Annotated in this window: 9 protein-coding genes; 5 read left to right on the plus strand and 4 right to left on the minus strand. The window is 74.8% G+C overall.

Annotation, left to right across the window (positions count from 1 at the left end):
- Positions 1-79: 79 nt before the first annotated feature.
- Positions 80-1018, minus strand: coding sequence for a ferritin family protein (locus ACFV5N_RS01065; protein WP_385592375.1), 939 nt, complete (start codon positions 1016-1018; stop codon positions 80-82).
- Between the two features lie 326 nt (positions 1019-1344).
- Between ACFV5N_RS01065 and ACFV5N_RS01070 the strand changes: the two genes are divergently transcribed.
- Positions 1345-3678, plus strand: a complete 2334-nt coding sequence (locus ACFV5N_RS01070) for a heavy metal translocating P-type ATPase (protein ID WP_385592376.1) — start codon at positions 1345-1347, stop codon at positions 3676-3678.
- A gap of 140 nt (positions 3679-3818) precedes the next feature.
- Here ACFV5N_RS01070 and ACFV5N_RS01075 read toward each other — a convergent pair whose 3' ends face one another.
- The gene (locus ACFV5N_RS01075; protein WP_385592378.1) at positions 3819-4661 is read right to left on the minus strand and encodes a universal stress protein; all 843 of its coding nucleotides are present in this window, start codon (positions 4659-4661) and stop codon (positions 3819-3821) included.
- Positions 4662-4871: 210 nt separating this feature from the next.
- Between ACFV5N_RS01075 and ACFV5N_RS01080 the strand changes: the two genes are divergently transcribed.
- The 4 genes from ACFV5N_RS01080 to ACFV5N_RS01095 all read left to right on the plus strand — a co-directional run bounded on the left by ACFV5N_RS01080 (position 4872) and on the right by ACFV5N_RS01095 (position 10002).
- Complete coding sequence (locus ACFV5N_RS01080) at positions 4872-7571, plus strand: GNAT family N-acetyltransferase (protein ID WP_385592380.1); 2700 nt, start codon at positions 4872-4874, stop codon at positions 7569-7571.
- 109 nt (positions 7572-7680) lie between these two features.
- Complete coding sequence (locus ACFV5N_RS01085) at positions 7681-9012, plus strand: nicotinate phosphoribosyltransferase (protein WP_346069734.1); 1332 nt, start codon at positions 7681-7683, stop codon at positions 9010-9012.
- A gap of 5 nt (positions 9013-9017) precedes the next feature.
- Positions 9018-9224 (plus strand): DUF1918 domain-containing protein, encoded by a 207-nt coding sequence (locus ACFV5N_RS01090; protein ID WP_346069736.1) that lies wholly within the window; start codon positions 9018-9020, stop codon positions 9222-9224.
- Positions 9225-9342: 118 nt separating this feature from the next.
- Entirely contained in the window at positions 9343-10002 is a 660-nt protein-coding gene (locus ACFV5N_RS01095; RefSeq protein WP_346069738.1) for a pyridoxamine 5'-phosphate oxidase family protein, read from the plus strand.
- A gap of 19 nt (positions 10003-10021) precedes the next feature.
- Here the strand turns inward: ACFV5N_RS01095 and hypE are convergent, their stop codons facing one another.
- Positions 10022-11092, minus strand: coding sequence for a hydrogenase expression/formation protein HypE (gene hypE, locus ACFV5N_RS01100; RefSeq protein ID WP_385592383.1), 1071 nt, complete (start codon positions 11090-11092; stop codon positions 10022-10024).
- Positions 11089-12198, minus strand: a complete 1110-nt coding sequence (gene hypD / locus ACFV5N_RS01105; protein ID WP_385592385.1) for a hydrogenase formation protein HypD — start codon at positions 12196-12198, stop codon at positions 11089-11091. Before hypD ends, hypE begins: the two co-directional genes overlap by 4 nt.
- Positions 12199-12206 lie beyond the last annotated feature (8 nt).

The raw sequence follows: 12206 nt of genomic DNA on the forward strand, positions 1-12206 counted from the left end.
CCCGCGGACTGCCCCACGGGGCAGGGCAGCTCACATCCGGTCCCGGCCGTGCTGCAGCGGCGGGGCCCAGGCCCGTAGCTCAGCCGAGGTGGTTCAGCGCCCGCTGGAAGGCTTCCGCGTGCCCGGCCTCGTCCCCGGCGATCTCGGTGAACAGTTCGGCCGCTCCGGCGTCACCGCTCTCCGCGGCGCGGCGGGCGAACGTGGGGTACATGACCTCGGCCTCGTAGGTCTCCCCGGCGATGGACGTCCGGAGGTTCGTGGCGGTGTCGGAGACCAGGCCGGCGAGAAGGGCTTCGGACGCGAAGTGCTCCCGCAGTTCCACCTGAGCGAGCCCTTCGAACAGGGCGGCGAGCCGGTGCTCGCCGGTGTCCCGCGCGTGCTGGGCGAAGAGCGTGTACGTGGCGTTGGCCAGGCCCTCACCGTGCATGGCGTCGTCGAGGTTGGCCCGGGTCCGCGCGGAGGACACCTGGGGCAGACCGGCCGGCACGGCGACGGGGTCCACCTGCGGCGGCGCGGGGATCTTTCCCTCGCCGGTGGTGAGCGCCTTGAGGGCGAGCGCCAGCAGTTCCCTGTGCTCGGCCTCGTCCGCCGCGATCTCCGTGAAGAGTTCGGCGGCGGCGATGTCCCCGTCCTGGCGGGCTTCCTCGGCGTAGGTCGGGTACATGGAGGTGGCCTCGAACCGCTCGCCCTCCATCGCCTGGCGGACGTTGGACTCGTTGCTCCCGACGTAGGAGATGAGCGCCGCCTCCTGGGTGAAGTGATCCCCGAGCTCGGTCTGCGCGGTGCTGCGGTAGAGCTCGGCAATCCGGCCGTGCCCCTCCCGGTCCGCCTCGTCGGCGTAGAGAAGGTAGGCGGCGTGGGCGAACCCCTCACCGCGCATGGCGGCGCGGGTGTCCTGCACCGTGCTGAGGGACGGGGTCCTGGAGTCCGCCACGGCGGCGGGGGCGGTGCCGACGGACACCGCGGTCAGGGCCAGACCGCTGACAGCGGTTGCCAGCCGGACGAGGGAGGGCTTCATGTTCGGCATCCTTCTCTTCGGACTCGGTGGGTACGGGACGGTTTCGCTCATCCTCGGCGTGTGCTCTTGCCCGCTCCCGCACGCCATGGCCGCCCGCGTCCGAAGTCACCGCTGGGGGGTACCCGGCTGTGATCCGCTCGGCGCACTGCCCCCCGCCGCCGGTGGCCGCCGGGTGGGACTCCCGCCGCCGGCGAGCCGATCCGCCCGTGACGGAGCGGGACACGGGCGGGCGGCACGGCCTGCCGTTCCTGGCATTGCCGGGCGGGCTGAGGTGTCATGGCGCAGGTGGGGCCGTCGCCGTGTCGTGCCCGGAAGGAGCGTGTCCTGTGGGCCCATCCCCTCCGCCGTCCGCGGCCCGTCCCCGGGGACGGGCGACCCGGCACTGGACGGAACCCGCCCTGACCGGGGTCACCGGAGTGTGCCTGGTCGCCGGTGCGGTCGCCTGGTGGAGCGGCGCACGGGCGGTGGCCGACCTCGTCTGGTCGGCGGGAACCGTGGCCGGACTCGTTCCGGCGGTGGTGTGGGTGGCGCGCGCGGTGCGTCACGGACGGACCGGGGTGGACCTGATCGCGGTGCTGGCGCTGGGCGGGTCGCTCGCGGTACGGGAGTATCTGGCGGGAGCGTTGATCGCCCTGATGCTGGCCACCGGACGCTGGCTGGAGTCGGCGGCCGAGCGGCGCGCCGAGCGGGACCTGCGCTCCCTGCTGGAGCACGCCCCGCACACCGCGCGCAAACGTGTGGCGGAGGGCGTGCTGACCGTCCCGCTGGCGCAGGTGGCGCCGGGCGATGTGCTGGTGGTCGGCCCCGGTGAGGTGGTTCCGGTCGACGGCCGGGTGGTCGGCGCGACGGCCGTCCTGGACGAGTCCGTGCTGACGGGCGAACCCGAGCCCGCCGTACGGGGCGAGGGCGAGCGCGTGCGCAGTGGCGCGGTGAACGGCGGGGAGGTGTTCGAACTCCGGGCGACGGCGACGGAGGCGGACAGCACTTACGCGGAGATCGTCCGGCTGGCCGAGCAGGCGGTCGCGGCGGGAGCACCGGTGGTGCGGCTCGCGGACCGGTACGCCGCCTGGTTCGTGCCGGTGACCCTGGTGCTGGCCGGGGTGGCCTGGTGGTGGAGCGCGGACCCGGTGCGGGCCGTGGCGGTCCTGGTGGTGGCCACCCCGTGCCCCTTGCTGCTGGCTGCCCCGGTGGCGATCGTCTCGGGCCTGGCCCACGCCGCCAGGCTGGGGGTGGTGGTCCGGGACGGGGGCGCGCTGGAACGCCTGGGACAGGTACGGACCGTGGTGCTGGACAAGACGGGGACGCTCACCGCCGGCCGGCCGACGGTGGTCGAGGTGCTGGCGGCCGAGGGCTGGGACGCCGCACGGGTGCTGCGGGTCGCCGCCTCCGTCGATCAGTACTCCCCGCATGTCCTGGCCCGGGCGCTGGTCGACGAGGCGCACCGCAGATCGCTGGAGGTGCCGCCGGCGGTGGGCGTCGGCGAGGAGCCGGGCCGGGGCGTGCGCGGCGTGGTGGAGGGCGAGGCGATCAGTGTCGGGCGCCGGGAGAGCCGGGCGGAGGTCCCGGGCTGGGCGCGCGCGGCGGAGAACCGGGCGCTGGTGGAAGGTGCGGGGGTGGTGTGGGTCGGCGCCGGCGGCACGCTGGTCGGGGCCGTCCTGCTGAAGGACCCCTTGCGGCTGGACGCCCCCCGCACCCTGCGGCGTCTGCGGGCGGCGGGCATCGACAGAACGCTGCTGCTCACCGGGGATCGTCCCGGGCCCGCCCGGGATGTCGCCGCCATGCTCGGGCTCGATGCCGTGCGCGCGGGCCAGAGCCCGGCCCAGAAGGTGAGTTCGGTCCGCGAGGAGTGCGAGCGCGCGGTGACCGTGATGGTGGGCGACGGGGTGAACGACGCTCCGGCCCTCGCGGCGGCCGATGTCGGCGTCGCCATGGGGGCGACCGGATCGAGCGCCTCCTCCGAGGTCGCCGATGTCGTCCTCACCACCGGCCGGGTGGAGCGGCTGGCCGACGCGGTGGTCATCGCGGGCCGTTCACGGAGGATCGCGGTGCAGAGCGCGGTGGGCGGCATGGCGCTGTCCCTGGCGGCCATGGTCGTGGCCGCCGTCGGGCTGCTGCCTCCGGCCGCCGGGGCGCTGCTGCAGGAATGCATCGACGTGACGGTGATTCTCAACGCGCTGCGCTCGGTCCGCGGGACGGAGCGCCGTCCCGACCCCGGTACCCGCGATCTGGTGCGACGGTGTCAGGCGGGGCACGTGGCCCTGGGGGAGATCGTCGACGCCACCCGGGTCGCCGCCGAGACGCTCTCCGACGGGGATCCGGACCGGGCGCTGCCCGCGGTCCGCCGCGCGGAGGCGGGGCTCAGGGAGCGGCTGCTGCCGCACGAACGGGAGGAGGAGCGGGAGGCCTACCCGGTCCTCGCCCGGTGGCTGGGCGGCCCCGAGGCCACGGCGGCCCTGAGCAGGTCGCGCACCGAGATCGAACGGCTGACGCATCGGCTCACGGCTCACCTCGCCCTCGCCGGCGAGGACCGGCCCGGCGCGCGTGCCGTTCTGCGGGACGAGCAGATCCCGGACCTGAGACGGTGCCTGTACGGGCTGCACGCTCTCCTCCTCCTGCACGTCGCCCAGGAGGAGGAGAACTATTCGTCGCTCGTCGGCTGACCCGGGAGCCCCGCGCCGCCCGGAGGCACCGAGCCCGGTGGGCGCCGCGGGCCGTGGCGGGGACCCCGGGAGCGTTCCGGAGACGCCGGGCGTCCGGGGCTGCCTGCCGGGGCGGTGCGTCGGCCGTCCCGGGCGCGTGCTCAGTGCTCGGGCACCACGGCGACCGGACAGGCCGCGTGCTGGAGGAGCGCGTGCGAGGTCAGCCCCAGGTGCAGCCCCACCGGGGTGGCGCGCCGGTGGGCGCCGAGCACCAGCAGGTCCGCTGTCTCCGCCGCCGTGAGCAGTGCGGACCGCTGGGCCCCGCGTTGCGGTCGCTCCACCACCCGTACGTCCGGATGGCGTTCCTTCCCGGGCGCGAGTGAGCGGGCCAGTACGTCGGCGGCCGTCCGCTCCGTCTGCCGGCCGGTACCGCCTTCGGCCGGGGAGAGCCAGGCGTGCACCGCACGCAGTTCGCACTGCCGGGCGTCCGCCTCCTCGAAGGCGAAAGCGACGGCCGCGGGCCGGTCCACGTCCTTGATCCCGACGAGGACCCGCTGGAAGTAGCCCTCCCGTGCGGGCTCGGCTCCCCGGACCACGACGACCGGGCAGGTGGCCCGGGCGGCCACCCCGAGCCCGACGGTGCCGAGCAGCAGGCCGGCCAGCTGCCCCCGGCCACGTGAGCCGACCACGATCATCGAGGCGGACCCCGCCTCTTCCAGCAGCGCGGGAATCGGTGGCTGGGTGAGCACCTCCACGCTCACCTTCACGGCCGGTCGCCGCTGGGAAGCCCGCTGCTGGGCGGCGGCCAGCACGTTGCGGGCCATCATGCCGCCCTCGGGGCGGCTCAGGCCCACCGAGGGGGACATCACCTCGAACTGTTCCCAGAACGACGCGTACACCATGCGCAGCTCACGGCCGCGGCGGTCCGCCGCGTCCACCGCCCAGTCCGCCGCGCGCAGACTGGATTCCGACCCGTCGATGCCCACCACGATGGGGTGTGCCATCACCCGCCACCGCCCTCCGTGCGTTCCGGTCCCCGGCCCTCCCGCTCAGCTGACCACCGGTGGAAGGACCCCGCCACGCGAGCCGGACCATCGGGCGGGCGGTCCTCAGCCGTCCGTGCGGTGTTCCGCCCATTCGGACCGGGGCGCGCGCGGCGGCGGACCGCCCGGCGGATCCTGGAAGGACCCCCTCCCCCAGGCTGGTGATCAGGAATGGCACGCAGCGGCGACACCGGGACGACGCACGCGCTGTTGTCGGACGGCACGACAGTGTGGCTGCGTCCGCCCGGCCCCGGCGACAGGGACGCGATCGCCCGCATGTACGCGGCAATGTCGCCGGCCGATCTGCGCCGCCGGTTCTTCGCCTTCAGCCGTCGCGCCGGCCACGAGGCCGCCGATCGCATGACCGCGCCGCCCCGGCCCGGCTACCACGGCATCCTCGCCGGCTCCGCCGAGGAGGTGGTCGGGGCAGCCGAGTACGACCTCGTGGACGCGGCGGGGGCCACGGCGGAGATCGGGCTGGCGGTGGCCGACGGCTGGCACCATCGCGGCATCGGAACCCTCATGATCGAGCACCTGGTGGACGCGGCCCGCCGGGAGGGCGTCTCCCGGCTGACCGCGGAGGCGCTCGCCGACAACCAGCCGGTGCTCCAGGTGTTCGCCGATCTCGGCCTGCCCGTCTCCCGCCGCTTCGAGGGGAACGAGGTACGGTGCACGGTTCGCCTCGACGCGGGCGACGACCGGTATCCGGGTGCCGTGGACGAACGGGCCCGCGCCGCCGGCATCGCCAGTCTGGTGCCGCTGCTGCGCCCCGGGTGCGTGGCGGTGATCGGCGCGGGCACCCGTCCGGCCTCCGTCGGCCGCGCCATCCTGCGCAACCTGACCGGCGGTCACTTCACGGGCCTCGCCTACGCGGTCAATCCTCACGCGCGCTTCCTGGAACACGTGCCCTCCGCCCCCTCGGTCGCCGAACTGCCGCGCACGCCCGATCTCGCGGTGCTGGCTCTTCCCGCCCCGCAGATCCCCGGAGCCGCCGAGGAATGCGGCCGGGCCGGGGTACGGGCCCTGGTGGTGGTCACCTCGGGCCTGGATTCCGCCCAGGGCCGAGCCCTGCTGACCGCCTGCCGCACCCACGGCATGCGCCTGGTGGGTCCCAACTGCCTCGGCATCGCCAACAACGAGGAAGGCGTCCGCCTCCAGGCCACCTTCGCCGCGCACGCCGCGCGGCCCGGCACCGCGGGTATCGCCGTACAGTCCGGCGGCATCGGCATCGCTCTGCTCGACGGGCTGTCCCGCCTGGGAATCGGCGTGTCGACGTTCGTGTCGCTCGGCAACAAGTACGACGTGAGCAGCAACGACCTGTTGCAGTGGTGGGAGGAGGACGGCCGCACCGACCTGGCGGTGCTCCACCTCGAATCCTTCGGCAATCCGCAGGTCTTCTCCCGTACCGCCCGGCGCGTCTCCCGCCGGATGCCAGTCCTCACCGTGGACGCGGGGCGCACGGCCGCCGGCCGCCGGGCCGCCGCCTCGCACACGGCGGCCGCCGCCACCTCCACCCCGACCCGGCAGGCGCTCTTCGCCCAGGCGGGCATCATCGCGACCCGGAGCATCGCCGAACTGCTGGAGGCGGCGGCGCTCCTGCACAGCCAGCCCGCGCCGCAAGGGCCCGCGGTGGCCGTGCTCTCCAACGCGGCCGGAGCGGGGGTGCTGGCGGCCGACGCCTGCTCCGAGGCCGGGCTGACCGTGCCGGAGTTCTCCCACGACCTGGTGGCGGCGCTGCGCGAGAACCTGCCGGCGGACGCGGTCCTCACCAACCCCGTCGACCTGACCCCCGCGATCACGGAGGAAGCCCTGGCCCGGGCCCTGGCCACCCTGTCCGGCCACGACAGTGTCGATGCCGTCCTCGTCAGCCTGGTGCCCACGGCCATCGAGCGTTCCACGGGCGAGGACCTGCTCCGCGCCGTGACCCGGGCGGGCGGGGGCACCCCGCCCAAGCCGGTGCTCTGCGTCCTGCTGGACCAGCCCGACCACGTCACGCTGCTGCCGTCGGCGGCGGGAGGAACTCTCCCGTCCTACGCCGACCCGGTTCCGGCCGCCCGCGCCCTGGCCCACGCCACCGCGCACCATCACCGGCGCACCCGCGCGGCGGGGGTGATCCCCGAGCTGACCGGAACCGACCGGGAGGGAAGCTCCCGCGTCCTCGACACCTACCTCGCCGCCCATCCGGACGGCGGGCGGCTCGACCCGCCCCGCACGGCCCGGCTGCTGAGCGGGTACGGCATCCGCCAGCTCCCCTGGGCCTGGGCCACCGACGAGGACACCGCCGCCCGCGCCGCCCAGCAGCTCGCCGGACCCGGCGGCCGGGTGGCGCTCAAGGGGTACGGCGACGGCCCGCCGCACGGGAACGGACACCGTGCGGTGCACCTCGATCTCGCTCCGGGCGGGCCGTTCCGCGCCGCCTACCGGAGCCTGTCCGCACAACTCGGCGAGCGGCTGGAGGGGGTGCTCGTCCAGTCCATGGCCCCGCGGGGGCCGGAGTGGTACGCGGGGGCGGTACGGGACCCGGTCTTCGGGCCGGTCGTCCTGTTCGGTCCCGGCGGTGCCACGGCCGGGGAGCCGGGCGCGCCCGCGGCACGTCTGGCGCCGCTCACCGACAGCGACGTCCACGATCTGCTCACCGAGCCCCGGATCGCCCCGGCCCTGACGGCGTACGCGCGGTCGGAGAACGTGGACCTGTCGGCCCTGGAGGACACGCTGCTGCGCTTGTCAGCCATGGCGACCGACCTGCCGCAGATCACCGGCATCGACCTCGACCCCGTCATGCTGGAGCGTCGGGGGGCCGTCGTGGTCGGCGCCCGGATCCAGGTCGGCCCGCCCCACCCGCACGACCCGTTCCTGCGGCAGCTGCCCTGAACGCTCCGCCCTTGCGGGGAGCGCCCCGGGGAGAGAGCGTGGAAGAGGAAGGGCGGGCGCTCGACAGCCCGGCGAGTGGCCGCGAACCCGGCCCTCACGGAGGGACACCGTGCCGGAAGCCACACGGACGGACCTGTACGAAGTGACCATGGCCATGGCCTATCTGGACCACGGCCTGACCGGGGAGGCCACCTTCAGCCTCTTCGCCCGCTCCCTGCCGCCTGAACGGGGCTTCCTCGTGGCCGCCGGGCTGGAATCGGTCCTGGACATGCTGGAGCGCTATCACGTCGACGCCCATGACGCCGCCGTCCTCGCCCACGCCCTGCACCGGCCCGCCGGTGATCTGGCGGGCCTGCGGGGGACCCGGTTCACCGGTTCGGTCCGTGCCGTGCCCGAGGGCCGCATCGTGCTGGCGAACGAACCGCTGCTGGAGGTCACCGCACCCCTGCCCCAGGCCCAGCTGGTGGAAAGCATGCTGCTCAACCGCGTGAGCCACCAGACCGCCGTCGCGTCCAAGGCCGCGCGCTGCGTGATCGCCGCCGCGGGACGGCCGGTGGTGGACTTCTCCCTGCGCCGCACCCACGGCGCCGAGGCCGCGGACCAGGCGGCGCGGCTCGGTGCCCTGGTGGGTTTCGCCGCCACCAGCAACGTGGAAGCGGCCCACCGCTACGACCTGCCCGCGACGGGCACGATGGCGCACTCGTTCATCGAGGCCTTCGAGGACGAGCGGGCCGCCTTCCGCGCCTTCGCCGCCTCCCACCCGGGGCCGCTGACGTTCCTGGTGGACACCTACGACACGGAATCGGGCACCCGGCACGCGGCCGACGTCCTCCGGGAGACGGGCAGGACCGCGGGGGCCGCGATCCGCCTCGACAGCGGTGACCTGGGTGACCTCGCCGTCCGGGCCCGGCGGATCCTGGACGGGGCCGGACTGCCCCACGTGGCGATCGTGGCCAGCGGCGGGCTGGACGAATACGCCATCGACGCACTGGTGGGCCGGGGGGCGCCGATCGACATCTACGCGGTCGGCACGAAGGTCGGGGTCTCGGCCGACGCGCCCTACCTCGACACCGCGTACAAACTGGTCTCCTACCGGGGCCGGCCGACCATGAAACTGTCGACCGGCAAGACGACGCTGCCGGGGCCGCACCAGTCCTGGCGCCGCCCCCGGTACGCCGACGTCACCGCGACCCTGGACGAACCCGCGCCCCCGGACGGCGAACCGCTCATGGAGACGGTGATGCGGAACGGCCGGCGCACCGGACCCCGGCCGTCGCAGGCGGCCTCGCACCGGCGATTCGCCCGGGACTTCGCGATGCTTCCGGCGGCGGCCCGGCGTATCCGCGGGCCCGTCGCCCCCGGAGCGCGGCTCTCGCCGGCTCTGGAATCACTGGTCGATGAGGTACGGGAACGGCTTGTTTCCCGGCAGAGAGGAGCGTGATCACCATGCGGGCGCATCGAGGCGACCACCTGGTCGTGGAGAGCCGTACCGCGGACGGACCGCGCCGGGACGGGGAGATCCTCGGCGTACACGGTTCCGGCGGGGAACCGCCCTACGACGTGCGCTGGTCGGACACCGGGCACGTGGCTCTGGTCTTCCCCGGGCCCGACGCCCACATCACCCGGCCGGAGAGGGACGACGACGGCCGGTGACCCGCACGTCGTCACCCGGATGACCCGGGCGTGATGGCGGCGGGCGCCCGGGCGGCCGACCCTGGTACCACGGGAACCGCCGCTGTCCGTGGCGGTTCCGGCGGCGAAGGAGGCAGCCATGACGGCACCGGCGGACGGCCGGGGCGACCTCGGGCGGCGGGCGGCGGCCCGCCGCTCGGAGCTGGGCCTGAGCCGCGCGGAGGTGGCGCAGCGGGCCGGCTTCGCCGAGGAGTACCTCGCGCACCTGGAGGAACATCCCGGCCCCGCCCCGGGCACGGCCACCCTGCTGCGCCTGGCCGGGGCGCTGCGCACCTCCGTCCCCGCTCTGCTGGGCGGGGAACAGGATCTGCCCCCCGGTCTCGGACAGGCGGCCGCCCATCCCGAACTGGTGGAGCTGACCGAGCAGGAGTGCCGCGAGCGGCTGGGGAGGCACGGCGTGGGACGGATCGCCCTGTACACCGAGCACGGTCCCGCGGTGCTCCCGGTCAACTACACCGTCGTGGACGGCAGCGTGGTCTACCGCACCGCGCACGGCAGCACCCCGGGACAGGCGGTCGGGCAGGAGGTCGCCTTCGAGGTGGACCACGTCGACGAGGCGATGAGCCGGGGATGGAGCGTTCTCGTGGTGGGGCGGGCCCTGCAGGTCGGTGCTCCGGAGGAGGAGGTGCGCCGGCTGGCGCGGGAGGCCCGGTCCGAGCCCTGGGCGGGTGGGGAACGCGAATTGTGGGTACGCGTCCAGCCCGAGCGGATCACGGGACGCCGTATCGACATCCCGTGACCTCCGCGCCGCCAGGCCGTCAGCAGATGCGCGGCAGTTGTTCGCCCAGCGGCAGATCGACGATCCGCAGGGCCCCGACCAGGGTGTTCAGCACCACACGTCCGGGCGGGCCCTCGGTCACCCGCCCCACCCGCACCGCGTCCGCGCCCTCCGGCAGCGACCGCATCAGGCGCAGCGCCTCATCCGCCGCGTCCGCCGCCACGAAGGCCACCAGGCAGCCCTCGTTGGCCACCTGGAGCGGGTCGAGGCCGAGCAGCCCGCAGGCGGCCGCCACCTGATCCGGAACCGGGAGGGAAGCCTCGTCGATCTCGACCTGGACCCGGGAGTCCCGGGCGATCTCGTTGAGGGCGGCGGCCAGCCCGCCACGGGTGGGATCGCGCAGCGCGTGCACGCGGTCGCCCAGCGGGGACAGCAGTCGGACCAGCCGGTGCAGCGGCCGGGTGTCCGAGACGATGTCGGTGACGAAGCCCAGCCGTTCCCGGGTGCTGAGCACGGCGGTGCCGTGGGCGCCGATCGGGCCGCTGAGCAGGACCGCGTCTCCGCTCCCGGCCGCCGCCGCCGAGGGCGCGAGGCCGGGGATCCGGCGGCCGACCCCCGTCGTGGTGATGAACAGCCGGTCGGCCTGGCCCCGTCCCACCACCTTGGTGTCGCCGGCGATCACCGGCACCCCCGCGGCATGTGCCGCCGCGCCCAGCGAGGCGAGCACCGTCGCGAGTTCGCCCATCGGCAGGCCCTCCTCCACGATCAGGGCGACGGTGAGGGCCAGCGGTTCGGCGCCGCGCATGGCCAGGTCGTTGATGGTCCCGTGCACGGCCAGGTCGCCGATGTCGCCCCCGGGGAAGACCAGTGGACTGACCACGAAGCCGTCGGTGGTCATCACCAGGGAGTCGGCGGTGGGCAGGGTCGCGGCGTCCTCCATCGGCCCGCCCGCCGGAACACCGAGCGCGGGCAGGACGAGCGAGTCGAGGAGTTCCGCGGAGAGCCTGCCTCCCGCGCCGTGGCCGAGCAGCACATGAGCGTCCTGCCCGGTGCGGAGCGGCGGACAGACTCCGCCGGGTCCGGGCACCGGTTCGTCGGTCACCCCGGTCATGCCGCGCTCCCCGCCGTGCTCGCCGTGCGCCCGGCGGCGTGGAAAGCGGCGCAGGTGCCCTCGCCGGACACCATGGGAGCGCCGAGCGGGGTGCGCGGAGTGCACCGGGTGCCGTAGGCCGTGCAGTCGGTCGGTGTCCTGGCACCGGTGAGGATGGCGCCGGAGATGCACTCGGGGTGCTCGACCGTCCGCAGCGACCCGACGTCGTACCGCAGGGCGGCGTCGAAGGCGGCGTATTCCTCGGCGAGGGCGAGGCCGCTGTCCGGCAGGGAGCCCAGCCCGCGCCAGACCTGGTCGGTGACCCGGAAGACCTTGCTGACCGCCTGCTGCGCCGGGTGGTTGCCGCCCCGGCGTACGGCGCGTACGTACTGGTTCTCCACCTCCGCGCGGCCCTCCTCCAGTTGCCGGACGGCCATGGTGATGCCTTCGAGGAGGTCGAGGGGCTCGAAGCCGGTCACCACGATCGGCACCCGGTAGCGCTCCGCGATCGGCTCGTAGGCGGACCAGCCCATCACCGCGCACACATGGCCCGCGGCCAGGAACGCCTGGACCTCGCAGTCCGGGTCCTCCAGCAGTGTGGTCATGGCAGGCGGCACGAGCACGTGGCTGACGAGGAGGCTGAAGTTGCGCAGGCCGAGTTCCGCGGCGTGCAGCACGGCCATCGCGTTGGCCGGGGCCGTCGTCTCGAACCCCACCGCGAGGAAGACGACCTCGTGCTCGGGCTCACGCCGGGCGATCTCCACCGCGTCCATCGGCGAGTAGACGACGCGCACATCGGCGCCCCGGGCCCGTGCCGTCAGCAGGTCGGTGGTGGAGCCGGGCACCCGCAGCATGTCACCGAAGCTGGTGAAGACCACCCCCGGCCGGGCGGCGACGGCCATGGCACGGTCGAGCGTCTCCAGCGGGGTCACGCACACCGGGCACCCGGGGCCGTGCACCATGCGGATGCCGGCCGGCAGCAGTTCGTCGATGCCCTGGCGGACCAGGGTGTGGGTCTGTCCGCCGCACACCTCCATGATCCGCCAGGGGCGGGTGGCGAGCGCGGCCGTCTCCGCCAGCAGTCGCCGGGCGAGCACGGGGTCCCGGTATTCGTCGAGATAACGCACGGTGGGTC

It is taken from the genome of Streptomyces sp. NPDC059853 (genome assembly GCF_042731495.1).
In the GTDB taxonomy this organism is placed as follows: domain Bacteria; phylum Actinomycetota; class Actinomycetes; order Streptomycetales; family Streptomycetaceae; genus Streptomyces.